22 protein-coding genes are annotated in these 24,055 nt (G+C 66.8%); 4 read left to right on the plus strand and 18 right to left on the minus strand.

What is annotated here, in order from left to right:
• Positions 1-7 precede the first annotated feature (7 nt).
• The 9 genes from E5P3_RS05895 to E5P3_RS05935 form a co-directional block, all read right to left on the minus strand.
• A complete protein-coding gene (locus E5P3_RS05895; protein ID WP_162585127.1) occupies positions 8-988 on the minus strand; it encodes a quinone oxidoreductase family protein in 981 nt (326 codons plus the stop codon).
• On the minus strand, positions 985-2,352 hold the full coding sequence (locus E5P3_RS05900; RefSeq protein ID WP_162585128.1) for an NtaA/DmoA family FMN-dependent monooxygenase: 1,368 nt from the start codon (positions 2,350-2,352) through the stop codon (positions 985-987). Before E5P3_RS05900 ends, E5P3_RS05895 begins: the two co-directional genes overlap by 4 nt.
• Complete coding sequence (locus E5P3_RS05905) at positions 2,353-3,753, minus strand: MmgE/PrpD family protein (protein WP_162585129.1); 1,401 nt, start codon at positions 3,751-3,753, stop codon at positions 2,353-2,355. It lies immediately after the preceding gene.
• Positions 3,744-4,838 carry a flavin reductase gene (locus E5P3_RS05910; RefSeq protein ID WP_162585130.1) on the minus strand — a complete coding sequence of 365 codons (1,095 nt, stop codon included), beginning with the start codon at positions 4,836-4,838 and terminating at the stop codon, positions 3,744-3,746. The genes E5P3_RS05905 and E5P3_RS05910 overlap by 10 nt, the downstream gene beginning before the upstream one ends.
• The gene (locus tag E5P3_RS05915) at positions 4,835-5,965 is read right to left on the minus strand and encodes a 2-methylaconitate cis-trans isomerase PrpF family protein (RefSeq protein ID WP_162585131.1); all 1,131 of its coding nucleotides are present in this window, start codon (positions 5,963-5,965) and stop codon (positions 4,835-4,837) included. The genes E5P3_RS05910 and E5P3_RS05915 overlap by 4 nt, the downstream gene beginning before the upstream one ends.
• 8 nt (positions 5,966-5,973) lie before the next feature.
• Entirely contained in the window at positions 5,974-7,602 is a 1,629-nt protein-coding gene (locus E5P3_RS05920) for a fatty acid--CoA ligase (protein ID WP_162585132.1), read from the minus strand.
• A gap of 27 nt (positions 7,603-7,629) precedes the next feature.
• Positions 7,630-8,508 (minus strand): alpha/beta fold hydrolase, encoded by an 879-nt coding sequence (locus E5P3_RS05925; RefSeq protein ID WP_162585133.1) that lies wholly within the window; start codon positions 8,506-8,508, stop codon positions 7,630-7,632.
• 5 nt (positions 8,509-8,513) lie between these two features.
• Positions 8,514-9,500 (minus strand): Bug family tripartite tricarboxylate transporter substrate binding protein, encoded by a 987-nt coding sequence (locus E5P3_RS05930; protein ID WP_162585134.1) that lies wholly within the window; start codon positions 9,498-9,500, stop codon positions 8,514-8,516.
• Positions 9,501-9,702: 202 nt separating this feature from the next.
• Positions 9,703-10,410, minus strand: a complete 708-nt coding sequence (locus E5P3_RS05935; RefSeq protein WP_162585135.1) for an enoyl-CoA hydratase/isomerase family protein — start codon at positions 10,408-10,410, stop codon at positions 9,703-9,705.
• A 39-nt stretch (positions 10,411-10,449) separates the two neighbouring features.
• On the opposite strand from E5P3_RS05935, the gene E5P3_RS05940 reads away from it, so the two are divergent.
• Complete coding sequence (locus tag E5P3_RS05940; protein WP_162585136.1) at positions 10,450-11,229, plus strand: IclR family transcriptional regulator; 780 nt, start codon at positions 10,450-10,452, stop codon at positions 11,227-11,229.
• Between the two features lie 28 nt (positions 11,230-11,257).
• Here the strand turns inward: E5P3_RS05940 and E5P3_RS05945 are convergent, their stop codons facing one another.
• From E5P3_RS05945 to E5P3_RS05985, 9 genes are read right to left on the minus strand one after another with little or no spacing between them, the layout of a single operon-like run.
• Positions 11,258-12,403 (minus strand): acetyl-CoA acetyltransferase, encoded by a 1,146-nt coding sequence (locus E5P3_RS05945; protein WP_162585137.1) that lies wholly within the window; start codon positions 12,401-12,403, stop codon positions 11,258-11,260.
• Complete coding sequence (locus E5P3_RS05950) at positions 12,400-12,792, minus strand: Zn-ribbon domain-containing OB-fold protein (protein WP_162585138.1); 393 nt, start codon at positions 12,790-12,792, stop codon at positions 12,400-12,402. Before E5P3_RS05950 ends, E5P3_RS05945 begins: the two co-directional genes overlap by 4 nt.
• A 10-nt stretch (positions 12,793-12,802) precedes the next feature.
• Positions 12,803-13,975 (minus strand): 2-methylaconitate cis-trans isomerase PrpF, encoded by a 1,173-nt coding sequence (prpF, locus tag E5P3_RS05955; RefSeq protein ID WP_269473971.1) that lies wholly within the window; start codon positions 13,973-13,975, stop codon positions 12,803-12,805.
• Positions 13,965-14,729: an enoyl-CoA hydratase/isomerase family protein gene (locus E5P3_RS05960; protein ID WP_162585139.1), complete on the minus strand. Its 765-nt coding sequence runs from the start codon at positions 14,727-14,729 to the stop codon at positions 13,965-13,967. Before E5P3_RS05960 ends, prpF begins: the two co-directional genes overlap by 11 nt.
• Positions 14,726-15,616 carry an alpha/beta fold hydrolase gene (locus tag E5P3_RS05965; protein ID WP_162585140.1) on the minus strand — a complete coding sequence of 297 codons (891 nt, stop codon included), beginning with the start codon at positions 15,614-15,616 and terminating at the stop codon, positions 14,726-14,728. The genes E5P3_RS05960 and E5P3_RS05965 overlap by 4 nt, the downstream gene beginning before the upstream one ends.
• The gene (locus E5P3_RS05970; RefSeq protein ID WP_162585141.1) at positions 15,606-16,580 is read right to left on the minus strand and encodes a Bug family tripartite tricarboxylate transporter substrate binding protein; all 975 of its coding nucleotides are present in this window, start codon (positions 16,578-16,580) and stop codon (positions 15,606-15,608) included. Before E5P3_RS05970 ends, E5P3_RS05965 begins: the two co-directional genes overlap by 11 nt.
• Before the next feature lie 23 nt (positions 16,581-16,603).
• The gene (locus E5P3_RS05975) at positions 16,604-17,749 is read right to left on the minus strand and encodes an acyl-CoA dehydrogenase family protein (protein WP_162585142.1); all 1,146 of its coding nucleotides are present in this window, start codon (positions 17,747-17,749) and stop codon (positions 16,604-16,606) included.
• Between the two features lie 33 nt (positions 17,750-17,782).
• Entirely contained in the window at positions 17,783-18,766 is a 984-nt protein-coding gene (locus E5P3_RS05980) for a Bug family tripartite tricarboxylate transporter substrate binding protein (protein ID WP_162585143.1), read from the minus strand.
• Positions 18,767-18,798: 32 nt separating this feature from the next.
• The gene (locus E5P3_RS05985) at positions 18,799-20,958 is read right to left on the minus strand and encodes an acetate--CoA ligase family protein (protein WP_162585144.1); all 2,160 of its coding nucleotides are present in this window, start codon (positions 20,956-20,958) and stop codon (positions 18,799-18,801) included.
• A gap of 170 nt (positions 20,959-21,128) precedes the next feature.
• On the opposite strand from E5P3_RS05985, the gene E5P3_RS05990 reads away from it, so the two are divergent.
• From E5P3_RS05990 to leuD, 3 genes are read left to right on the plus strand one after another with little or no spacing between them, the layout of a single operon-like run.
• A complete protein-coding gene (locus E5P3_RS05990) occupies positions 21,129-22,010 on the plus strand; it encodes an isocitrate lyase/PEP mutase family protein (RefSeq protein WP_162585145.1) in 882 nt (293 codons plus the stop codon).
• Between the two features lies 1 nt (position 22,011).
• Positions 22,012-23,409, plus strand: a complete 1,398-nt coding sequence (gene leuC, locus E5P3_RS05995) for a 3-isopropylmalate dehydratase large subunit (RefSeq protein WP_162585146.1) — start codon at positions 22,012-22,014, stop codon at positions 23,407-23,409.
• Positions 23,406-24,026, plus strand: a complete 621-nt coding sequence (leuD, locus tag E5P3_RS06000) for a 3-isopropylmalate dehydratase small subunit (protein WP_162585147.1) — start codon at positions 23,406-23,408, stop codon at positions 24,024-24,026. The genes leuC and leuD overlap by 4 nt, the downstream gene beginning before the upstream one ends.
• Positions 24,027-24,055 lie beyond the last annotated feature (29 nt).

Below are 24,055 nucleotides of genomic sequence, written 5' to 3' on the forward strand. Positions count from 1 at the left end.
TTCGGTGTCAAAGTAAAAGGACAGGTTTACCGATCATCCGGCGCGACTCCAGCGCATCTAGTGCCTCATGCACAGACTCCAACGCATAGGTACCGGCGATATCGATGCGCAGCCAGCCATTCAGGATTCCACCGAAGATGGCGTCGGCGCGCATCTGCACCTCATCGGCTGTGGTCATGTGATCCCCTAGGCGAGGGCGGGTGAGAAACAGCGAACCGCTTTCGCCCAACTCCAGCGGGTCAAGGTCGGTCACCGGCCCGGACACGGAGCCATAGTTGATCACCAGCCCACGGCGGCGCGTGCAACGCATGCTTGAACGCAGCGTGGTGAGGCCCACAGAGTCGAACACCACATCGACGCCCACGCCGTCAGTTGCATCGCGCACGCGCTGGTCGAAATCCTCGTAGCCCCACACCGCGTCGGCCCCGCGGCTGGCCACCACGGCGCGCTTCTGCTCGGTGCTCGCCGTGGCAAAAACGCGCGCGCCGCGATTGCGGCCCATCTGAGTGATGATCTGGCCAATGCTGCCTGAGGCGGCATGCACCAGGCAGGTGTCGCCGTCCTTAAGGCGCGCGACGTCATGTACCAAGTAGTGCGCGGTCGCTCCCTGGAACATGGCTGCGGCCGCCTGTTGGAAGGCGATGCCGTCAGGCAGGCGGGCCACCAGATTCTCGGGCACGGCCGCGAACTCCGCATAGCTGCCCCAGGACAGGCACCAGGCCACGCGGTCGCCGGGGCGGACACGCGTAACGCCGGCGCCAACCTCCACCACCTCGCCGGCGCCTTCCATGCCCAGAGTGCAGGGCAGCGACACCTGGTACGTGCGCGAGCTTTCGTAGCGGCCCTGGCGCGTGCCAATGTCCATGAAGTTGATGCCTGAGGCAGCCACCCGCACGAGCACCATGCCGGGGCCGGCCACGGGCATGGGTGCATCGACGATGGACGCTACCTCGGGCCCGCCATAACGCTCTATACGCATTGCCCTCATCGCGCACTTCCCCTTCGGTAGCGCGCCGCCGGATGCGTGGACTTCACACGGCCGCCCGTCCCTGGGAAGAGCTTTTCGCGCAGGCTGCCGGGCGCATACTCCGCTTTGAAGGCACCGCGGTTTTGCAACTCGGGCACCAGCAGATCGCAGAAGGCCTGCAGGCCCTTGGGTTCCACGGTGCGGATCAGGTTGAGGCCGTCCACGCCGGTATCCTCCGCCCAGGCGACTAGCTTGTCCGCCACCGTGGACGGCGAGCCGATCAGGAAGAGGTCTCGACCTTCTCCGAAGCCCATCAGGTCGCGGATGCTCAATGGCTTCTGTGCGCCAGTGGTGAGTGCTGCAGCGGCCGCCTGGCTGGCATTCGTCTTCTGCACCGAGGGCACCGGATCGTCGAGGCTGTACTTGGCCAGGTCGATGCCAATCAACTGTGAGCGTGTGGCCAGATTGCCCGGTCCGTCCGTATGATTCTCGTACTCCCGCTGCAGCTCGCGCGCCTGCGCATCCGTGGGCGCGACAATGATGGTGGCGGGCACGAACACTTTTACGTCATCTGGCGCGCGGCCGTACGCTACTGCCTTGTCGCGAATCTGCCGGACCTGCTTGCGCGCGAAATCCTGGCTGCCGTAGGCGATGAATGCACATTCCGCATGCTTGCCCACGAAATCCAGGCCCGCAGCCGATGCGCCAGCTGAGAACATGAGCGGAGTGCGCTGTATCGAGGGCTCGGACATGTGCACCGCATCGCAGCGGAAATACTTGCCGGTATGGTGTATGGCATGCACGCGGGCTGGGTCCACGAAGGTGCGGCTGGCCTTGTCACGTACCGCAGCGCCGTCCTCCCAACTACCTTCCCACAGCTTGTACATCAACTCGACAAACTCGTCGGCCACCGCATAGCGCTCGTCATGCGCCACTTGGTTCTGCACGCCCACCCCGCGAGCCGTCGCTTCCAGGACGCCCGAGACCACGTTCCAAGCCACGCGGCCCTGCGTGAGATGGTCCAGCGTTGAGAGGCGGCGGGCCAGCAGGTAGGGCGTTTCGTAGCTGGTATTGCCGGTGACGCCGAAGGAGAGGTTGCGCGTCGCGTGTGCCATCGGGGGCAGCAACAGCATGGGATCCAGCAGTGGCACGAAGCTGCCCGCACGCAGCATGGCGTCCGGCTTGCCTTCGTACACGTCGGAGACGCCCAACCCGTCCGCGAGGAAGATTCCATCGAGCAAGCCGCGCTCGCAGGTCTGCGCGAGTTCCGTCCAGAAGCTAGGCGTGTTGTATTCCGTCGCCTTGGAATCGGGATGCGACCAGAGGCCCGCCCAGGATTGCCCTGGCGAGCCACAGTAGAAGGCATTGGCGAGAAGTTGCAGCATTCAGTGCTCCTTGATAGTGGATGCGACGCTCAGCGCGAGCATGGGGGTCAGGCTGTCCAGGGTCTCGATGCGCATCACCAGTTCCTGCAGCTGCTGCGCGGCATCGGCATGGATGACGCGGGTTGCGTTCGATAGGTACTTCGATTGCAGCGCCGACTGCGACAGCGGGCTCTCCGGCGTTCCCAGACTTACGGGCTTGCGGCAGCGCAGTACGCGGCCGTCGCGCAGGTGAATCACCAACTCGCCCGGAAAATGCGCGGGATAGTCGCTGAGCGGGTCGTCGATGCACCACACCTTGTTCGCCAAAGCGAGGATGTCGGGCGCCTGCAACGGACGGTCGTAGAAATCAGCTAGTTCGACCCGGCCGCGCAACAGCGCGAGCGCCACTACGTACTGCATGCTGAAGAGCGCGCGATAGGGTGTTGTCGGCTGCACGCACTCCGCACGCGGCTCGGCGATCAATTTGTGCCAGTCCAGTACCAGCGGGCATTCGATTCGCTCTACGTCACCGACATCGAACTGCTCGCGCAGTTCCAGTGCTGCGTCGACGAAAGCGTGGATGATGTGGCAACAGGGGTAGGGCTTGAGTGCGATGTCTAACACGCGCCAGCGCCCGCCCAGTGCGAAGGCAGGCATTTCCTCGGGCTGCGGCATGCGACCGACGTGAGTTGCGTAGAAGCCGCGCGTACCATCCATGCTGGTGGTGGGCCCGACGAAGCCCGCGCGGCCGAACAAGGCGGCGGTTACGCCCGCATGGGCAGCCCATCCCGGGTGGAGGCGCTTGAGCCAAGAGTCGCCCATCTCCAGCATGCCTGCGGACATGCTGCCGGCGAGCCCGAGGGCATGCACCAAGGCCCTCTCATCGAGGCCATAGAGCATGCCCGCGGCGACTGTGGCTGCGTAAGCGCCACACACCGCGGTGGGATGGAAGCCGCGCCGCGTCAACTCGCCCGCACCTGCGATCGCGATGCGGCATCCAACCTCCATTGCCGCAACATAGGCCACCAGCACCTGAGACCCGTTCGCGCCGCTGGCCTGTCCTGCGGCGAAGGCGGCCCCCATCGCTGCGGCGCTCGCATGGTAGACGCCGCCGATGTGTGTGTCGTCGTAGTCCAGCCCGTGCGCCAGTGTGGCATTCAGCAGCGCTGCCGAAGGCGCGGGCAGCCTCAGTCCCGAGCCGATGGCAGAGGCGTCCTCGCCGTGGCCCATCGGCTGCACCGCGTCCAGGGTGACTTTGCCGAAGTCGAAGCCGGTGGATGCGACCGCGATGCCCAGTGTGTCGAGCAGGTGCCGCTTCGCGAGGGCCAGCACCTTGGGTGGGAGCGCACACAGCTGCAACCCCAGGGCGAAGCGTGCGATCTGCTCTGTCTGGGTTCCTGGGGGCTGGGTCATCACTTGCATGCGGCACCTTTCCAGTCCGAGAAGGCCTGTCCCGCCTCTTTCAAGGCGCGCGGGACCGCCCCATCCAAGTCGTCCGCGAGGCGGTCCGCGGGCGACACGACGGTAAGGGCCAGCACCATGCGGCCCGCGTCGTCCCTGATGGGTACGCTGAACGCGTTGGTCGCTACGCCGTGAAGCAGCTCCGCGGGCCAGAGGCCGGCTGCTCGTGCAAGGCCTTTATCGCGCGTCATCGCCATCTCGGCATCGAACGCCTGCCGTTGCGCAGCGGCGTCCTGCCCTGCCGTGCGGAACAGGCGCAAGTCCTCGTCCACGAAAGCCTGGGTCGCGTCCCCGGGAAGGAATGCAGCAAAGGCGCGGCCCGATGCCGACGCGGTCACGTTCATCACCAGGCCCGGGCGCAGCGCCGAACTGACCGGCCTCGCCGATGGTTCCCAGTGAATCGCCGTCGGGCCGCGATTGCCCCAGACGGCGAGGCAAAGGGTATGGTCGCCAATGCGCGCGGCCAGGCCCGGCAGCGCATCTTCGACGCGCCGCATCAGGGCCGTGGAGGGCGATGCAAGCGCGCCCGTGCGCACTTCCAGCGGCCCGACATCGTGTGCGTACGCGACCGCATAGCGCCCGCCCTCGAACACGAGCGGCCGCAGGCCGGACCGTCCGATGCGCTCCACGCGGCCGAGATAGACGGTGTGGTCCCCGCCCGGATACATCGCGATCTTCACGCACTCGAGGTGCGCGGCGGTTCCCTTCAGCACGGGCACGCCGCCGACGCCGCTGTCGTGGTCCAGCCCGGCAAACTTGTCGTCCACCGCCGACTTCGCGAACAGGTTCGACAGTGCGACCTGGCCCTCGGCAAGGATGTTGATCGCGAAGTGATCGCTGTCCTGAAACACCGCATGGCTGCGCGAAGTGTGCGATTGGCTCCACAGCACCAGCGGCGGCTCAAGCGAGACCGAGCTGAAGGAGTTGGCGGTCAGGCCGTGAGCCGCGCCGGTGCGATCGCGAGTGGTCACGATGGTGACCCCGGTAGCGAAGGCGCCCAGCGCGTCGCGCAGCTGGCGCTTGTCGAACGGAGCGGGTTGGTTCATGAGAGTGCCTCCTTGTCGATGGGTAGAAAGACCGCTCCCGCCATCAGCCGGCGCGCGGTGCGGGCGAAGCCCAGCACCTCGAACTGCGGCAGGACCTGGCTCGCAGCGGACAGCTGCACGCGCACGGAGGTCACGCCCGTGGAATGGCCGATGCGCACGACACCGCGGCTGGCCTGCGAACAGGCCGCGTGCACCACGCTGCCGGGGATGCTCGCAGCCGCCGCCACGCAGATCGCGCCCGTGGCGGCAATGCTGGGATGGCAGACATTCGCGTAGAGCAGCCGCGTCATGACGTCGCAGTCTTGCGCATTCGCCGGTGCGGACACGAGCACGAGCATTGGCATCGCAGGCAGATCCGCCGCACGCCAGTCGCTCCAGAAGCCGAGGCGGACGCCGCATTTGCCGCGGATTTCCCGCATCAGATCTTGCTGGGGTGCGGCGTTGATCGCGAGCGGCGCCTCATGGCCAGTGAGCCCCACGTCCGTGGCGCGCACGAACACGCAGGGATTGCCCGCATCGCAGAACGACACCTCGATGCGGCGGCCGTCCTCCAGCACCACGAGGTCGCGCGCATTTCCCGTAGGCAGCAGGTGGCCAGTGCGGGAACCGATCGCCCCGGCGTAGTTCATCAGGATCTCGGCCGCCGTGCCCGGGACTCCCGCAATGGCGCAGTCGCCGAGCACCCGTGCGCGTCCGCGCGACACGGGCACGCGTGCCACCATCAGCGCGCCGGTGTTCACGTTGTGGATGCGCACCGCGGTGAACGGCTCCTTCGCGTGCACCAAGCCTTCGTCGACGGCATAGGGGCCGACCGCAGCGGAAATATTTCCGCAGTTCCCGTCGTGGAATACCTGACGCTGCTCCACATCGACCTGCACAAAGGTGTAGTCCACATCGGCGTCGTCGCGACGCGACGGCGCGATGATTGCTACCTTGGACGTGGACAGGCGCGAGCCGCCCAGTCCATCGATCTGCAACGGATCGCCCGCGCCCATCACGCGCATCAGCAATTCGTCGCGTGCGGCGCCGGACGGTGGTAGTGCGGACTCGTGGAAGAACACTGCCTTGCTTGTACCGCCGCGCATCAATACGCAGGGCAATGTGAACTGCTCGCCGAAGCTGCTCATGGCGCTGTTCACTCGCTAGCCAGTTGCTCGCGAATGCGCTTCTTGTCCAATTTGCCAACGCTGGTCTTGGGCAACGTTTCGACGAACTCAATGCGCTCGGGAATCGCAAAGCGGGAGATCTCTCCGCGGTGCGCAAAGGATGCAAGATGTTCACGGATCGTCGCAGCCTGCAACGCCGTACCTGCCTTGCCCACGACGAAGGCGCAGGGCCACTCACCCCAGTGCGCATCCGGCACGCCCACCACGGCCGTTTCCGACACGTCTGGATGGCGCGAGATGAGATCTTCCAGTTGGATGGATGAGACCCACTCGCCGCCGGACTTGATCACATCCTTGATGCGATCGGTTAGCACCAGCTTGCCGCGCGTGTCCAATACGCCGATGTCGCCGGTGTGCATCCATCCGCGCGACCACAGGCTGGCGGACGCTTCCGGATTGTTGAAGTAGCCCTGCGTCAGCCAGGGCGCACGCGCAACGACCTCGCCAGCAGCGCTGCCGTCGTGAGGAAGATCGTTCATCTGCGCATCCACGACGCGCAACTGCACCAGCGGTGTGGGATACCCGGCGGCGGTCCGCGCGGCCAGGCTTTCTTCGTCCCCCGTGCCGACGCGCCCAACCGTAACGGCAGAGCAGGTCTCGGACATGCCATAGCCGGTGAAGATGTCGATACCGCGCGCATGCGCCTGGGCGGCCAGCCCACCCGAAAGCGCCGAGCCTCCGATGACGACCTTCCAGCCTCGCAGATCCTGCACGTCGGTGTGTGGATGTGAGAGGACCATGTGCAGCACCGTGGGAACGCAGTGCGAGAAGGTGACCTTCTCTCGGCGAATCAATGACAACAGTCGTTCTGGCGCGTACCGGCCTGGATACACCTGCTTGAGCCCCAGCATCGTGGCCATGTACGGGAAGCCCCAAGCATGCACATGAAACATGGGCGTGATCGGCATGTACACGTCTTCCCTGTGTACTCGAGCATGGTTTGCACCACTGGCCAGGGCGGCCGTTACTGCGAGCACGTACACCACGATCTGCCGGTGGCTGAAGTAAACCCCCTTGGGCGCGCCCGTCGTCCCGGTGGTGTAAAAGATCGTGGCGCGCGTGTTCTCGTCGAAGTCGGCGAACTGGTGTTGCGGATCGCCCGCGTCCAGCAACTCCTCGTACTCTCCGCAGAAGCCTGACGGAATGGCGGCCGAGTCGCCGTCGTCCAGCAGCACGAAGCGGTCCACCGTGCGCAGCTGCGGACGGATCGCCTCCAGCATCGGCAGGAACTCGGCGTTCACCAGGATCGCTTTGGCGCCCGAGTGGTTGAGCGTGTAGGCCAACTGCTCCGCCGACAGGCGGATGTTTGCCGTCATGAGCACCGCACCCAACATAGGCACGGCGAAGTAGGCTTCCAGGTAGCGGTGCGTGTCCCAGTCCATCACCGCCACGGTGTCTCCCGCGGCGATGCCCAGCGACTTCAGCGCCGACCCGAGCCGGGCCACGCGCTCCTGCAGTTGTGCGTAGGTGTGGCGCCGCTCACCGTGCACGATCTCCTGTGCTGCGCTGCAGGTCTGCGCCGATTTCAGGATCTGCCCTATCAGCAGCGGATATGCATAGGCTTCCGGTGTACGTGGGATGGTGAATGGCGCTTCCATGATGGTGTGACGGAGAGGTGGAGATGTCTAGGCGGCCGGGGTGCCCAGCAAGAAGGGCAGGCAGGCGCGCGCGATCGGTTCGGCGCTGTCCTGCAGCGCAAGTGGATAGCCCGTCTCCACGGCGGCGGCGCGGCCGTCCTGCATGGACGCGGCGACGCGTTCCGCCTGCGCACCCAGGTGCTGCTCCTGCGGAACGCGGAATTCGAGAACCAGGGTGGGCGCCGCGATCCGCTTGAAGTGCTCGGCGAGATCAAGGGCGAAGACTGCCTCGTACATCGCGACCGTGTTGCGCCACCCCTGCACATAGTCGATCGCGTGCGCTTCCGCGTCGCCGATGTCGGCATCGGTCACTTCGGCGCCGACCAGCAACTTCTGCGGCCACCACAGGTTGCCCAGTGCTGCCTGCGCCGCCGCCCAGGCCCGCACCCGGTGCGAGCCATGCGCGTCCGCTGCGTATTGCGGGTTGAAGCGATCGAAGATCGGCTTGATGGCCGCGTTGCGTGCCACGTTCTCCGGGATGATGCTGTGCGGATAGCCCGCGAGCACCACGCGGTCCACCATGTGCGGCCAGTCTGCTGCGAGCACCGCGGCCAGCTTGTTGCCCGTGTGCACGCCGAACACTTTTACGCGCTCATGCCCCAGTTGCTGCACGAACTCCACCAGCGTGGCGGCCACGTTTTCAATGCGCACGGGCTGTGCGGGCGGGTCGGAGTTGCCGTAGCCGGGGGTGTCAACCGCAATCGTCTGGAAATGCGGTGCCAGCAAGGGTGCAAGGTGCCGAAACTGGCGGTGCGTGCGGGGCGATTCGCTCAACAACAGCAGTGGCAATCCCTCGCCCATCACCTGGTAGTGCACCTGCCCGCTGCGCGTCCGCGCATAGGCGCGACTGCTCGCATGCGTGGTCATGTCGATTAGTCCAAGCGGATGTTGGTGACGCGGATCACCTCGCCCCACTTGCGGTACTCGTCGGCGTAGAACTGAGCGAACTGCGCCGGCGGCAGGCCGACGGGGGTCATGCCCATCTCGGCCCACTTCTTCATCATCTCCGGCGATGCCACGGAGTCTTGCAACGCGGCCGACAGCGTCTGCACGATGGGCTGCGGAGTACCCGGCGGCGCGAGCAGTGCACCCCAGGATTCGCACACCACGTTGAGGCCTTGTTCGCGCAGCGTTGGAATGTCCTTGATCGACTCGACGCGCTTCGCTGCCGTCGATCCGTAGGCCTTCAATCGCGAACGATACTGCGGCGCGACGGCGATGGGTACCGGCATCAGGTCGACTTGGCCGCCCGCAATGGCCTGCAGCGCCGGGCCGGCACCCTGGTAGGGCACGTGCAGCAGCTTGATGCCCGCCTCACGCGCGAACAACTCCATGACAACATGTAGCGATGATCCGGTGCTTCCACTGCCATAGGTCAGCTCCTTTTGCTTCGCCAGCGCGATCAAGGCAGAGAGGTTGTCCGCAGGCAGTTCCGCGCGCCCCATCAGCGCGTAGCCCATCTGGGCCGTTCCACCGAGTTGGACAAAGCGCGCAGAATCGAATCCGACCTTGCGCAGGTGAGGGTACATGCCCTGGGCGTCGAGTCCGCCCAGCAGCAGGGTATAGCCATCGGGCGCCGCCCGATAAACAAACTCGGAACCGATGGCGCCGCTGGCCCCCGCCTTGTTCTCCACTACCACTGCTTGGCCCAGACGCGTGGAGAGCTGCTGCGCCAGCAGCCGCCCGGCGATGTCGGAGCCGCCGCCCGCCGGGAACGGCACCACGACGGTGATCGGCCGCGTCGGCTTCCACGCATCCTGCGCCCTCGACACCATCGGCACCAGGCCGCTGGCTGCGAGGCCAAGCATGTGCAAGGCGGCGCGGCGATTTAACTTCATCGAAGAATGGCTTGGCTTCATGGGGTGTGTCTCCTGGTGTCGCCGCTGCATGGACGTTGTTGGCAGGTTGTATTGTCATTATTACTCAAGTACGACTGATGGCAAGTGCGGCAGCCCACTGGAAGTCGCGTACGCGACGAATCATGGATGCGATTCCCGGACTCGAGCGCGTGCGCCGTCGCTGAAAAGCGGCGCATCTGGCGATCCGTGGCACCTATGGAATTCATGGGAGTTTCCTTTCGGCGAGACGACGCGCTTCGGCAGCTGCCAGTTCAAGTTGCTGAAGAATGCTCTGGGCGAGCCAGCTTTTGGTGCTGGCGTAAGCGTCTGCAGGTTGTGACGCGAGCCGCGTCGCGCATCTGCTGGCCACATCATCCAGGGCAGCGCCCGGCCCTGACGAGACAGCGCCCACACGTGCGTCGCCCGCGGCGCACTTTTCGCCGCCCAGCACCATGTGCCTGGCCAGCGGAGCGCCACCGCGCCACTGCGCGATCGTCGCGGCGATCGGCGTGGGCATACCCAATGCGACCTCCGGCAACGAGAACAATGCCGCGTCGCTGGCGACCAGCACGTCAGCCAGGAAGGCAAGCATGCATCCCGCACCGACCGCGGGCCCTTGCACTGCAGTTACCACGGGCTTCGGGAAGGCGGCCAGCGCCATCAGCGTCTGGCACAGCGCATCGCGGCGCAACTGCTGCGAGCGCTGCGGCACCGAGTCGATCATCTCCTTCAGGTCCACGCCCGCGGAGAACGCATTGCCCTGGCTGGAGAGCAGCACGGCGCCGGTGTTCGCGTCCTCACGCGCGGCCGCCAGCGTCGCCTGGATTGCGCCCAGCATGTCCCGGTTCAGCGCGTTGGCCGCCTGCGGACGGTTCAGCCGGATCTCAAGCACCGCGCCACGGCGGGCGGTGGTGATGAAGTCTGTGGTCATAATTCACTGAAATGAAGCGTTAATTCAAAAGGTGCCCACATGGAAGAGGAGCGTGGCGGTGTCGTGATCGCCCTGGCGCGTGGCCTGTCGATCCTGCAGTGCTTCACTGCGGAGCGGCGCGAGCTCGGCCCGACCGATCTGGCGGGCATGCTGGGCCTTCCGCAGCCCACTGTGTGGCGCCTGTGCCAGACGCTCAAGAAGCTGGGCTTTCTGGTGCCCGGCACCGCGCAGGACAAGCTGTGCATCGGCGAGGCCGTGCTGCGCCTCGGGCATGCGGCTGCCGCCAACACCGGCGTCGTCGAATACGCCTATCCGATGATGCGCGAGCTGGCACAGCGCTTCGGCGGCTCGGTATCCTTCAGCTCGCGCTTCGGCGCGGACATGCTGATCGTGCAGCGTGCCTCGGGCGAAGGCATCCTGCAGTTGAACCTGCAGGTGGGGTCGACCTACGAAGTGATGAACTCCGCCGCAGGTTGGGCTTACCTGTGTGGACTGTCCGTGCCCGAGCGGCGGCAGGTGCTCGAGGACATCCGCATCGAGCGCCCCGCGAAGTTCTCCATCTACCGCCAGAATTTCAAGGAGGCGCTTGCGCAGTACGAGGCCGCTGGCTACGTGATCGGGTTGGGGAAGATGCACCCGTTGGTGAACGCGGTCGGGGTGCCCGTGGTGTCGCCCGACGGCAAGCGGGTGATGGCGCTGAACCTGGGCGGCGCCTCCGCCATCCTCACGCCCGAAGTGCTTGGCGGGCCGGCCGCGGAAGCACTCAAGGACCTGGCCAGGCGCATCGGCGCGCGCCTGGGCGTCTCGGCGGTGCTTTAGGTCGCCGCAGGCCCGGGCGCCCACGCCGTCAGAGCGAAGCACCGAGCAGTGCCGTCGTCTGGCTGGCCAGGCGCCCGCCATTGCCGTGGCAAAGCACGACCTCCGCATCTGCCACCTGCCTGTCACCCGCGGTCCCGCGAATCTGCCGCGCGCCTTCGATCAGCGTGAAGATGCCGTACTGCCCCGGATGACAGCAAGACAGCCCGCCGCCGTTGGTGTTCACCGGCAAGCTGCCGCCGGGCGCGATGCGGCCGTCCTGCACGAAGCGGCCGCCCTCGCCCTTGGAACAGAAGCCGAGGTCTTCCAACGCCAGGATCACGTTGATGGTGAACGCGTCATAGATCTGCAGCACGTCGACATCCGGCGGCTGCAGCCCCGCCATCCTGAACGCGGCGGGCCCCGACTGCGTGGCCGCGGTGCGCGTGAAATTCTCCAGCTGGTCGATCTGCATGTGCCAGTGCGCGATGCCGCCGCCCAGGAGGTAAGCGGGTTTTTGCGGCAGGTCCCGTGCGTGCTCCGAGCGCACCATCACCACCGCGCCCGCGCCGTCGGTCACCAGGCAGCAGTCGCGCACCGTCAGCGGGTCGCTCACCATGCGCGCGGACAGCACCTCGTCTACCGTAATCGGCTTGCGCATGAAGGCTTCGGGATTGAGCGCCGCCCATTCGCGCGAAGCCACCGCCACCGACGCCAACTGCTCGCGCGTGGTGCCGAACTCGTGCATGTGCCGCGCGGTGGCCAGCGCGAAGCTGGTGATCGGGTGGAGGGGCCTGTAGGGCGTCTCGTAGTCCTGCGAGCCTCCCTTGGCCTGCAGCTTGCCCAGTGCGGTGCGCTGGTTGCTGCCGTAGCAGATCAGCGCCACATTGCACAGCCCGGCCTGCAACGCCATGGCCGCGGTGAGCGCGTAGCCGAGGAAGGCGGAGCCACCGATGCTGGAACTTTCGGAGTAGGACGGCTTCAGCCCCAGGTATTCGCCCACCGAGAGCGCCGGATGCGAATGCGCCGAGGTGTTGCAGAAGAGGCCGTCTACATCGCTCATGCGCAATCCCGCATCCGCGACTGCCGCATGCGCGGCCTGCCCGAGTAGCTCCAGGGCGCTGTAGCCCGGCGCTTCCCCGATGCCGGCCACTCCGACGCCGGCGATGGCGGCCACGCCGCGAAGACTGCCGTTCATGCGCCCTCCTCACACAGGTCGAACACGAGGATCGCGCCAGCGCCTTCGTCCGCGATGCGCGCCGCCACGCGCGCGCCGATGCGCACCTGCTCGGGCGGTACGCCTTCCACGCGCGTCATCATGCGCGGGCCCTCGTCCAGCTCCACCACGGACACGTTGTGGTTGCCGCCGTCCTCAGGTTTGCGACGCACGACGGTGGTGGAGTAGACGGTGGCGCGGCCGCTCGGTGCGACCCACCGCACCGCGTCGCTGCCGCAATGGCGGCACAACATCCGCGGATAGAAGAAGTGCTTGCTGCAGGCTTCGCAGCGCTGGATTTCGAAGACGCCCTCTCCCAGCCGCTGGCGATAGGCAGCTTCCGGGCCGGCGGCCGGGGGGTTGTCGTTCATGGAGAATTCCTCAGGTGAACTCGGATGGAATGAAGATGTCGCCGTCCATGAGGCGCCTGGCCGAACGGCTCAGCGACACGCTGGCCACGTGCCATCGGCCCGAGACCTGCATGCACTGCGCAGCGATGCGCGCCTTGCCCGACGGATGGCCGAACCAGGCCGGCATTTCGCGGATGCCCAGGCGCTGCGGCACCGTGCCGGGCACCGAAAGCGCGGCCGCCAGCGCGACTGCGCCGGTCCCGGTCATGGCGTGGTGCAACACACCCATGGACAGGATGCGGGCGAGCAACTGCACGTCCCCGCGCGGCACCCGCGCGCCGTTCGACGCGGTGTAATCCTGCGGCGCGGCGACGAAGGCGAGCTTGGGCACATGCTGGTGGCGTGCGGACGCAGTCCGCACGTCGGGCGCGATGCCCATGGCCACGGCGCCATGGGCGCGGATGGCTTCCAGCCGCGCCAGCAACTGCGCATCGCCATTCAGGTCCGCCTGCAGCTCAGTCCCGCGCAAGCCCAGGCGGGCCGCATCGACGAAGATGGTGGGGTTGCCGGCATTGATGTACGTGGCCTCGATGCAGCCCTCGCCAGGAACCTTGAGCAGTTCCACCACGCGGCCCGTGGGGAACAGCGATTCGCCGCTGCCCGGCTCTATGAAATCCAGTTCCACCTCCGCCGCCGGGAAGGTGACCCCAGCGAGCTGGAAGTCGCCCAGCTCCACCACATTGCCTGCCGCCATGGGCACGCGCGCGACGATCAGCTTCTGCAGGTTGGTTTGCCAGATGCGGACCTGCGCCACGCCATCGGCCGGCGCATTGACAAGGCCGCGCGCGATCGCGAAGGGGCCCACGGCGGCAGTGAGGTTGCCGCAGTTGCCTCCCCAGTCCACATGGTCCCCGTTGACGGGCACCTGCCCGAAGGTGTAGTCCACATCGCAGCCGGACTGCCGGCTGCGCGCCACGATCACCACCTTGCTGGTGCTGGAGGTCGCGCCGCCCATGCCGTCGATCTGCTTGCCGTAGGCGTCCGGGCTGCCCACCACGCGCTGGAAAAAGCGGTCGCGCGCGGCCGCATCGCTGCGCACGCGCGTGGGCAGGTCGTCGGCGAGGAAGAAGGTGCCCTTGCTCGTGCCGCCACGCATATAGGTGGCGCGCACGCGCACCTGCCGCGGCGGACGACTATTGGGCACGCCAGAAGCGCTCGTAATCGGGCGCCCTCTTCTCGACGAAGGCGGTGGTGCCCTCCTTGCGCTCGTGCGGGTTGGAGCGGCTGCGACCCGACCGTGCCCAGGCCCAGTCGACCGCGATCCAGCGCTCGAACTGCGCCTTGGCCTCGGCGATGCCGGTCGGCGGTGCGCTCGCGACGATGCTGTCGGCCAGCGCGCACGCGGCGTCTTCCAGCACCTCGGGCTCGGTGACCGCATGCACCAGGCCAATCTGCTGCGCCTCCTGCGCGGGCAGCTTGCGGCGCGTGAACGCGAGTGCCTTGGCGCGGGTCACGCCGATGAACGCCGGCAGCCGCGCGAGCGCCGTGTTCGGCAGCACGCCATGGCCCAGTTCGGGCAGCACGAAGAATGCCTTGGTGGAAGCCATGATCGCATCGCAGCACAGCGTCAACTCGAAGCCGCCGCCGTAGGCGCCGCCGTTGACCGCGGCGATCACGGGACGTGTCTCGCGCGTGAGGGCCTCGAATAGGTCGAACGGGCTGCCCGGGGGAGCGGTCTTGCTTTCCGCGCTCTCCTTGCTCATGGCGGCAAGATCGGCGCCGGCGCTGAACACCGAAGACGCGGACATCAGCACCACGGCGCGTACACCTTCGGCACGGCTGGCGCGGATGGCCTCGATGGCCTCGGCCACCAGCTGTACCGACAGCGCATTGCGCCGCTCGTGATCACAGAAGGTCAGGACTAGCACGTCGCCGCGCCGCTTGGTGGAAATCATCATGGCTGACTCCCTGCAGTGGGATGAAGGAAGGGAAGGATGGCGTCCGCAAACTCCTGCGGACGCCTCTCGAGCGCGAGTCCGTCGCATTCGACGAGTTGCGCGGCGACGCTGCCCGTGATCAGGCTGGACACGCGAGCCGCCTGGCCGCCAATGTGCTTTTCCTGCGCGGTGAGCAGCTCCAGCACCAGCGTGGGCACGCGGATGCGCTGGTAGGCCGCCGCGAGGTCATACGCCAGCACGGCTTCATATACCGGCACGCAGCTGCGCCAGCCCTGCACGTAATCGATGGTGCGCGCTTCCGCGTTCTCGATGTCGGATTCGCGCACCTCGGCGCCGTGCAGCACGGTCTTGGGCCACCAGATCTCGAAGGCATTGACCTGCGCGTTCAGCCAGTCGCGCAGCAGGTGGGCGCCATCGGGCGCGCTGGCGTAGTGGTTCTTGTACTTGGCGAACCACGGCTGGATCGCCGCGCTGCGGCCCTCCGCCTCGGGGATGATGCTGTGCGACTGTCCCGCAATCACCAGGCGCCGCACGCGCTGCGGATGGTTGGCCGCGAGCGCCGCAGCCAGCTTGTTGCCGGTGTGCAGACCGAACACATCCGTCTGCGCGATGCCCAGCGCGTCCAAGACATCGCGCATGCAGTCCGCGAGCACCTCGATGCTCAAGCGCTGCGGCAAGGCATGCGAGTTGCCGAAGCCCGGCATGTCGACCGCGATCGCGCGACAGTGCGGCGCCAGGAGCACCATCAGGCGCAGATAGCAGCGGTGCGTGCGCGGCGTGGCGCTGAACAGCAGCAGCGGCATGCCCTCGCCCGCCTCGGCATAGTGGACCTGCCCCGCGGGCGTGTCCGCGTAGGCCTTGCGGACCTTGCAACGATCAATTGGCACGGATACCGCCCTCCCGGATCACCTGGCCGTACTTGGCGATGTCCTTCTGCAGCACGCTGCGAAACTCCGCGGGCGTTGTGCCCACCGGCGTGATACCCAGCGTGTCGAACTTGTTGCGCACGTCGGGCGTGGCCAGGCTGGCGTTCACCGTCGTGGCGATCTTTTGTGCCAAGCCGGGCGGCATGTTGGCAGGGCCGAGAAGGCCCCACCACACGGTGATGTCGAATCCCGGCAGGCCACCCTCGGCCATGGTGGGCACCTCGGGCAACTCCCGAATGCGCTTGTTCGAGGTCACGCCGATAGGTCGCAGCTTGCCGGCCTTGATGTGCGGCAAAGCCGAAGGCAGCGGCTCGAACATCATGGTGACCTGTCCGCCTAGCAGGTCGGTCATGGCGGGCGCCGAGCCCTTGTAGGGCACGTGTGTGATGTCGGCCTTGGACATCTGACGCAGCATCTCGCCCGCGAGGTGCGGGCTGGATCCAGCGCCCGTGGATGCGAACGACAACTTGCCCGCCTGCGAGCGCGCCGTGGCCAGCAGTTCCGTAAGATTCTTCGCAGGCTGGTCGTTGCGCACGATCAGCACCAGGGTGCTTTCGCCTACCAGCGTGATCGGCGTGAAATCCTTGTCCGCGTCGAAGGGCAGCTTCTCGTACAGCGCGTTCACCATGGAATGCGTGGTCGCGTTCATGATCAGCGTGTGTCCGTCGGCATGCGCCTTCGCGACGAAGTCGCTGCCGATGGTCCCGCTCGCCCCGGGGCGGTTTTCCACGATCACCGGCTGATCGGTGGCCACATTGATCTTCTGCGCGATGGCGCGGGCGATGATGTCGTTGGGCCCGCCCGCGGGATAGCCCACGACGATCTTCACCATCTTGGTGGGCCAGTTCGCGGCCGGCGCTTGCTCGAGCGCGAACGCCGTCCAGACCATGCACGCGGCAGCAATGCCAAGCAAGAGTTTTTTCATGTCGTGTCTCCTGGACGGGTGCGCTAGGCCTTGAGCAGGTCGCGCGAGATCAGCATACGGTGCACTTCGGACGTGCCCTCACCGATGCGGTAGTGCCGGATGTCGCGGTAGAAGCGCTCCAGGTTGAAGCCACGCATCAGCGCCATTCCGCCGTGGATCTGCACCGAGCGGTCCGCCACCCGCCCCACCATCTCCGAGCAATACAGCTTGCACATGCTCGCGGCCGTGCCGATGTCCTCGCCGGCTTCCACGCGGCGCAGGGTTTCGTAGACCAGCGCGCGCGCGAGCTTGATCTCGGTGGCCGAGTCGGCCAGCATCCACTGGATGGCCTGGCGCTCGGCGAGCGGCTTGCCGAAGGTCTGCCTGTCCCTGGCGTGCTGCACGGCCATCTCCAGCATGCGGTCGGCCGCGCCGATGCACGCACAGGCCACGCCCAGGCGTCCGCTGGTGAGCGAACCCATGGCGATCTTGAAACCGTCGCCCGGCTGCCCGAGCAGTGCGGAGTCGGGCACATGGCAGTCCTCGAAGGTGAGCTCGCCGAGCTTGATCGCGTCCGAGCCGATGGTTGTGTCAGTGCGCGTCACCTCGAAGCCTGGCGTTCCCTTCTCCACCAGGAAGGCGCTGATGCCGCCGCGCGCACGCTTCTCCTTGTCGGTGAGTGCGATGACCAGGATCACCTCCGCGCTGTTGCCTCCGCTGATGTAGTGCTTGCGGCCGTTGATCACCCAGCCCTTGTCGGTCTTCTTCGCGTTGGTGGCGATCGCCGCCGAATCCGAACCCGCGCCCGGCTCAGTGAGGCCGAAGGCGGCACGGAATTCGCCCGTAGCAAGCTTGGGCAAATAACAGTCCTTCTGCTGCGGCGTGCCGTGGCGCGCGATGGCCAGCGGCGCGAGGCCGCTGGTGTAGTCCAGCAGCATGGTGAACACGCGGCTGGAGCGGCTGAATTCCTCCAGCGCCAGGCAGTAGGTGCTCATGTCGAAACCGCCGCCACCATAGGTCTCGGGCAATTGCATGCCAAGATAACCGGCCTCGCGCATCAGCGCCCAGGCGCTGGCGGGGATTTCTCCGATGCGGTCGATCTCCAGCGCGAGCGGCTCCAGCTGTTCCTGCGTGAACTTTCGCAGCGCGCTGCGCACTTCGGCGAGTTCGGGGTTGATTTCCAGTTGCACGATGTGTCCTCGATCAGATGAATGGTGATGCGATCACTCGGTGGTGATGTTGTTGTCTTTGACCAGCTTGGCGAATTTGGCGATCTCGCTCTTGATGCGCTGCTCGAACTGCGCGGGCGTGCTGAGCTCCAGCTCCTGACCGGCGGCGCGGTAGATCGCCGCCACCTCGGGCTGGCGTAGGCCTTCGACCACTGCTCGATAGATCTTGTCCACGATGGCGGGCGGCGTGCCGCCGGGCGCGAGCAGCGCATACCAGGACACCATCTCCACGCCGGGCAGGGTCTCCGCGATGGCCGGCACATCGGACATCTGAGGCGAGCGCTTCAAGGTGGTCACCGCGATCGGCCGGATGCGCCCGCTGCTCATGTGCGGCACGATGCCTGCGATGTTCAGGAAGGTCATGCTGATCTGCCCGCCCAATAGGTCGTTCATCACCGGGCCCGCGCCCTTGTAGGGCACATGCGTCATCTGGAAGCTGCCGGCCGCCTTGAGCATCTCGCCCGCAAGATGCGTGGTGCTGCCGGCGCCCACCGAGCCAAACGAGAGTGCGGTCGGGTGCGCCTTCGCATAGGTGATCAGGTCGGCGATGTTGTGGATCGGCAGGTCCGCGCGCACCGCCAACACGAGCGCCGCGGAGGTGACCTGCGTGATCGGCGCGAAGTCCTTGATCGGATCGTAGGGCGTCCCCTTGCCGATGCTCGGCGAGATCGTGTTCGGGCCGGTCTGCCCCAGCAGCAGGGTGTAGCCGTCGGGCGCGGACCTGGCGACGATGGCGCTGCCGATCACCGCGTTCGCGCCCGGACGATGATCCAGTATGACGGGCTGCTTCCAGGCCTTGGTCAGGATGTCGGCGATGGGTCGTCCCACGGTTTCGCCAGGGCCGCCCGGCGTCCAGGGATTAATCAGCTTGATCACGCGGTCGGGGTAGGTGTCCACGCGTTGCGCGAAGGCGCGCGGCACCAAGCTCGCACCGAATGCGCCCAGCAGGGCGCGCCGAACACTGGAAATACGCTGCATGTTGTCTCCTTCTGGTAAGAACGTCTTGCGCATCAGCGCGCGCACCGGCCCACCACCAAGGCGTCCACTGCACGGGCGCCGCCGTTGGCGTGCTGCACCACGAATGGGTTGATGTCAATTTCCTGGATGGCCGCGCCGTAATCCACGCCAAGCCGCGACAGGGCCACGATGCCGGCGATCACTGCTTCGGTGTCGTAGCCGGCCTGCCCGCGCGTGCCGGCCAGGATGGGCCAGATGCGCAGCGAGCGCAGCATGTCGCCGGCCGCCCGGGCATCCACGGGCGCGACGCGGCGCGCCACGTCCTTCATCACCTCGACGTGGATGCCGCCGTGGCCCACGGTGATGACGGGGCCGAACACCGGGTCGTGCACCAGCCCCAGCAGCAGTTCGAAGCCGGGCGGCACCATCTCTTGCACCAGCACGCCCCGGATGTCCGCCTGCGGCGCGTGCCGCCGGGCGGCCTGCATCACCTCGTCGAAGGCCTGCCGCACTGCATCCGCGCCGCTGACGCCAAGGCGGATCGCGCCCGCTTCGGTCTTGTGCGGGATGTCGGGCGACTCGACCTTCAGCGCCACCTTTGCCGTGATGCGCCGGGCGATGCCGGCCGCCTCCTCCGGCGAGGTCGCCAGGGCTTCGACGGTGACCGGCACACCGTAGGTGGCGAGCAGCGCCTTGGACTCGCGTTCGGTCAGCGCACCTTGGGCCAGGCGCCGGGCCATGGCCGCATCGACCGGCCGCTGTCTCGCGCCGACAGCCAGTGCGTCGGCCAGAACACGCTCGCGGGCAGTTGCCAGCCAGGCGCTGGCAGCGATCGCGCGGAAGCAGCGGCGTGTGTCATCAAACACAGGCACACCCTGGCGCACCAAGTCGGCCAACTTGAGCGCCGGGTCGTCCACGCAGCTGCCGGTCCACAGCAGCACCGTGGGCTTGCTGCCGGTGGTCGCCATCATCGCGAGGGCCTCGAACTCGACACGCTTGGTCATGGTGACCACGGGCACGAAGGCATCTATGTTCTCGTCTTGCAGGATGGCTTGCCCGGCGAGCACCAACGCATCGTCGCGACCCACGGCCGCTGCGGTCAGGTCCAGTGGATTGCTGGTCTTGCCGAAGTCGGGCAATTGCTGCTGCAGGCGCTCGTCGCAGCTTTCGCTGAGGGCAGGCCATTGCAACCCGCAATCGCTGGCCGTGTCCACCGCGATCACCAGGCTGCCGCCGGAGACCGATGCCGCTGCCACGTTGCGCCCCCGTGGGCGGTTGGTGCGCCGCAGCAGCCGCCCGAACTCGTAAAGCTCCTCGGTGTCGTGGACCCGCAGAATGCCCCATTGCGCGAGCGCGGCGTCGGTGATGTCATCGGCGCCCGTGATCGATCCCGTGTGCGATGCGGCAGCCGCACTGCCTGCGGCACTGCGCCCCACCTTGAGCATGACGATGGGCTTGTCGAGCGCCGCGGCCTTCAGCGCCAGCTTGCGCAGGCGCTCCCCGCTGGAGATGCGCTCGGCGACAACCAGCACGACGCGCGTGCTTTCCGCCTCGACCATGAAGTGCATGTAGTCCAGCAGGTCCAGGTCGGCGTCGTTGCCGCTGCTGACCTGGTAGCTGATGCCCAAGCCGCTCTGCATGGCGCGCCACATCACGTTGATCTGCCCCGCGCCGCCGCTCTGGCTGGCGATGGCGATGTCGCCATGCGGGCTGTGCCCTTCGCTGATGGCGAACGTCGACGAGAGCGCGAATCGGTCGACGAAGCTCACGACCCCATTGCAGTTGGGCCCCATCACGCGAATGCCGGTCTCGCTGGCAATCTGCCGCAGGCGTGCCTGCTGGCGCAGGCCTTCGAGCGTGCCGGTCTCGGCGAAACCCGCGGAAAACACCGTCGCGAACGGCACGCCGAGGCGGCCGCACTGCTCCAGCGCATCCAGCGCCCCATTGCCCGACAGCGCGATGCCCACGTGGTCCGGCACCTCAGGCAGCTTGTCGACGCCCGCGAAACAGGGCACATCGAAGAGCTTCTCGCGCTTGGGGTTCACCGGCATCACACGGCCGCTGTAGCCGAACTTCAGCAAGCTGGCGAAACACTTGCCGCCGAACTTGGTGGTGTCCTCGGTGGCGCCGATGAAGGCCACGCTGCGCGGTGCGAAGAAGCGGTCCAGGGAAAGTGAATTGGCCAAAGCCGCTTCTCGGGAGGGGGAATTCATTCGGATCTGTCTTGTTAATTCACTGTATGAATTCATCATTCATTTGTTGATTCATTCAAGCACGCGGCATGAAAACCGGTCAATACCCTGAGGGGCGCAGAGGTTCATTCGCGCCGACCATGATCATGTGATATCGTGGATATAACAACCAGACTTCATGAAAGGCAACCGTGACTGCATCCACACTCCGCCAGCTGCTAGGCCGCCCGGGCATGCTGGTCGCCCCCGGCGCGCATGACGCGATCGGTGCGCGCCAGATCGAACAGGCGGGCTTCGACGCCGTGTACATGACCGGCGGCGTCACCTCCATGGCGCACGGCTTTCCCGATTTCGGGCTGGTGGACTTCAGCGAGATGGCGGGCAATGCGCTGCGCATCACGCGCGCCACGCGGCTGCCGGTGATAGCCGATGCGGACACCGGATACGGCAATGAACTGAACGTGATCCGCACTGTGCGCGAGTACGAGTTGCGCGGCGTGGCCGGTCTCCACATCGAGGATCAGGTCTCGCCCAAGCGCTGCGGCCACCTGGAGGGCAAGGAGGTTATCCCGCGCGCCGAGTTCGTCTCCAAGATCCGCGCGGCCGCGGAGGCACGGCGCAATGCGGACACCGTCATCATCGCCCGCACCGATGCACGGGCCGTTCTCGGGATGGACGAGGCCGTCGCGCGCATGAACGAAGCGCTCGCGGCCGGCGCGGACATCGCTTTCGTCGAGGCCATGCAGACCATGGAAGAGATCGCGGCCGTTCCCCGGCTGGTGCGCGGGCCCTGCTTTCTCAACCTCGTTCCCGGCGGCAAGACGCCGCTGAACGACTTGCGCGAGGCTGAGGCTATGGGCTACAAGGTCTGCATCCTGCCTGGCCTGCTGGTGACGGCACAGATCGAAGCGGGCGACGCGGCACTGTCGCAGGTAAAGGCGACACGGCAAGTGCCCGTGGCCAACACACCTATCGGTGACATATTCCGCCGCTTCGGTGCGGAGGAATGGGACGCTCTGCGCGCGCGCTACGGCGCGGGCGCGGTGGCCACGCACACGAAGGATGGGCGCTGAAATGGCACGCACTCTCTTCGACAAGGTGTGGGACATGCATGTGGTGCGTGACCTCGGCGACGGATGGGCGCTGCTGCACATCGACAGGCAACTGATGCACGACCTGGGTGGCGGCCCCGCCTTTGCCGATCTCACGCAGCGGCGCATGAAACTGCGCAATCCCGAGTTGGATTTCGCGGTGCCCGACCATGCGGTGTCGAGCCAGCCGGGCCGCAGCGCCACGACCTTTCCGCTTGGCGGCAGGCTACACGCCGCACTGCGTAGGGGCGCCGAGGAAGCCGGCGTACGCTTCTTCGAACTGGGCCAGCCGGGCCAAGGCATCGTGCATGTGATGGGGCCCGAGTTGGGCTTGGTGCTGCCAGGGCTCACGGTGGTGTGCACCGACAGCCACACCTGCACCAACGGAGGGTTGGGGGCGCTCGCTTTCGGCGTGGGTTCGTCGGAGAGCGTGCATGCCCTCGCGACGCAGACGCTGCGTCAGCGCAGGCCCAAGCGCATGCGCATCGTCTGCGACGGCGTGCTGGCGCAAGGTGTGAGCGCCAAGGATCTCGCGCTGCACATCGTCGCCGCGCTCGGGGCGGATGGCGGCGTGGGGTACGCGGTGGAATACGCGGGTGCCGCGGTCGAAGCGCTGGAAGTCGAGGGGCGACTCACCCTCTGTAACCTGTCGGTCGAACTCGGTGCGCGCTTCGCGCTGATCGCGCCGGACGCGAAGACCTACGCGTACCTGCGCGGCCGCTCTTATGCACCACAAGGCGACGCTTTCGATGCCGCGGTGCGCGACTGGGAGCAATTGCCGAGCGACCCAGACGCCGCGTACGATCGCGAAGTTCGCATCGACGCCGCCGCGGTCGTGCCCACCATCTCCTGGGGCATCAGCCCCGACCATGCGATTCGCATCGACGCACTCGTACCCGATCCGGCCGCAGTCGATGGCCCGCGGCGGGAGGCCTACGCCGCCGCGCTCGACTACATGGGATTGCGCGCGGGCGATGCGCTCGCGGGCATGCCGGTGGACTGGGTGTTCATCGGTTCATGCGCCAATTCGCGCCTGTCGGACCTGCGCGCGGCGGCCGACGTCGCACGCGGGCGTCATGTGGCTGCGGGCGTCACGGCCTGGGTGGTGCCCGGCTCTGAGATCGTCAAGCGTGAAGCCGAGGCCGAAGGCCTGCGCGAGGTGTTCGAGGCCGCCGGTTTCCAGTGGCGTGAGCCCGGCTGCAGCATGTGCGTGGCCGCCAACGGCGAGCAGGTGCCACCGCAGGCACGCTGCGTGTCCACCTCCAACCGCAACTTCGTCGGACGCCAAGGGCCCGGCGCGCGCACGCACCTCGCCAGCCCCGCGATGGCGGCGGCCGCCGCGGTGACGGGCCGCATCACGGACGTGAGGACACTCCAATGAGCTTCCAGCCTTTCACCGTGGTGCGGGGCGCGGCCATCCCCTTGATGCGCAGCAACGTGGACACCGACGTCATCATCCGCATTGAGCGCATGACGGCCCTGCCGAAAGAGGCGTGGGGTCGGTGGGCGCTCGAGCCGCTGCGCTACCGCGAAGATGGCAGCGAGGACTCGGAGAGCATCCTCAACCAGCATCGCTTCCGCGATGCGCCCATCCTGCTCGCGGGCTCCAACTTCGGATGCGGCTCGTCGCGCGAGCCCGCGGTAACTGCGTTGCAGGGGCTCGGCTTGCGCTGCATCGTGGCACCGAGCTTCGGCGACATCTTCTTCGCGAACTGCTTCCAGAACGGCGTCCTGCCAATCCGCTTGGCGCTGCCGCAGGTGGAAGCCCTCGCGGCGCAAGCCGGCTCCGGAGCCGCGCTAACTGTCGACCTCGAAAGCCGCGTCGTCGTGGCGCCGGACGGAACCCGCTTCCCGTTTGAGGTCGACGCGCTGCGCCGCGAAGCTCTGTTGCAAGGCCTGGACGACATCGGCCTCACCCTGCGAGACGAGGTGCTCATCACTGCATGGCAACAGGCCGACCGCGCACGTCGCCCCTGGGCCTGGCCGCAGCAGCGCTGAACATCATTGCCCACATCTACATTTAAGGA

Source organism: Variovorax sp. RA8, from assembly GCF_901827175.1.
GTDB lineage: Bacteria > Pseudomonadota > Gammaproteobacteria > Burkholderiales > Burkholderiaceae_C > Variovorax.

Excerpts from the sequence above, each read along its gene's own strand:
- E5P3_RS05895 (WP_162585127.1), bottom strand. The coding sequence starts at position 988 with ATGAGGGCAATGCGTATAGAGCGTTATGGCGGGCCCGAGGTAGCGTCC.
- E5P3_RS05900 (WP_162585128.1), bottom strand. The coding sequence starts at position 2,352 with ATGCTGCAACTTCTCGCCAATGCCTTCTACTGTGGCTCGCCAGGGCAA.
- E5P3_RS05905 (WP_162585129.1), bottom strand. The coding sequence starts at position 3,753 with ATGCAAGTGATGACCCAGCCCCCAGGAACCCAGACAGAGCAGATCGCA.
- E5P3_RS05910 (WP_162585130.1), bottom strand. The coding sequence starts at position 4,838 with ATGAACCAACCCGCTCCGTTCGACAAGCGCCAGCTGCGCGACGCGCTG.
- E5P3_RS05915 (WP_162585131.1), bottom strand. The coding sequence starts at position 5,965 with ATGAGCAGCTTCGGCGAGCAGTTCACATTGCCCTGCGTATTGATGCGC.
- E5P3_RS05920 (WP_162585132.1), bottom strand. The coding sequence starts at position 7,602 with ATGGAAGCGCCATTCACCATCCCACGTACACCGGAAGCCTATGCATAT.
- E5P3_RS05925 (WP_162585133.1), bottom strand. The coding sequence starts at position 8,508 with ATGACCACGCATGCGAGCAGTCGCGCCTATGCGCGGACGCGCAGCGGG.
- E5P3_RS05930 (WP_162585134.1), bottom strand. The coding sequence starts at position 9,500 with ATGAAGCCAAGCCATTCTTCGATGAAGTTAAATCGCCGCGCCGCCTTG.
- E5P3_RS05935 (WP_162585135.1), bottom strand. The coding sequence starts at position 10,410 with ATGACCACAGACTTCATCACCACCGCCCGCCGTGGCGCGGTGCTTGAG.
- E5P3_RS05940 (WP_162585136.1), top strand. The coding sequence starts at position 10,450 with ATGGAAGAGGAGCGTGGCGGTGTCGTGATCGCCCTGGCGCGTGGCCTG.
- E5P3_RS05945 (WP_162585137.1), bottom strand. The coding sequence starts at position 12,403 with ATGAACGGCAGTCTTCGCGGCGTGGCCGCCATCGCCGGCGTCGGAGTG.
- E5P3_RS05950 (WP_162585138.1), bottom strand. The coding sequence starts at position 12,792 with ATGAACGACAACCCCCCGGCCGCCGGCCCGGAAGCTGCCTATCGCCAG.
- E5P3_RS05960 (WP_162585139.1), bottom strand. The coding sequence starts at position 14,729 with ATGATGATTTCCACCAAGCGGCGCGGCGACGTGCTAGTCCTGACCTTC.
- E5P3_RS05970 (WP_162585141.1), bottom strand. The coding sequence starts at position 16,580 with ATGAAAAAACTCTTGCTTGGCATTGCTGCCGCGTGCATGGTCTGGACG.
- E5P3_RS05980 (WP_162585143.1), bottom strand. The coding sequence starts at position 18,766 with ATGCAGCGTATTTCCAGTGTTCGGCGCGCCCTGCTGGGCGCATTCGGT.
- E5P3_RS05985 (WP_162585144.1), bottom strand. The coding sequence starts at position 20,958 with ATGAATTCCCCCTCCCGAGAAGCGGCTTTGGCCAATTCACTTTCCCTG.
- leuC (WP_162585146.1), top strand. The coding sequence starts at position 22,012 with ATGGCACGCACTCTCTTCGACAAGGTGTGGGACATGCATGTGGTGCGT.
- leuD (WP_162585147.1), top strand. The coding sequence starts at position 23,406 with ATGAGCTTCCAGCCTTTCACCGTGGTGCGGGGCGCGGCCATCCCCTTG.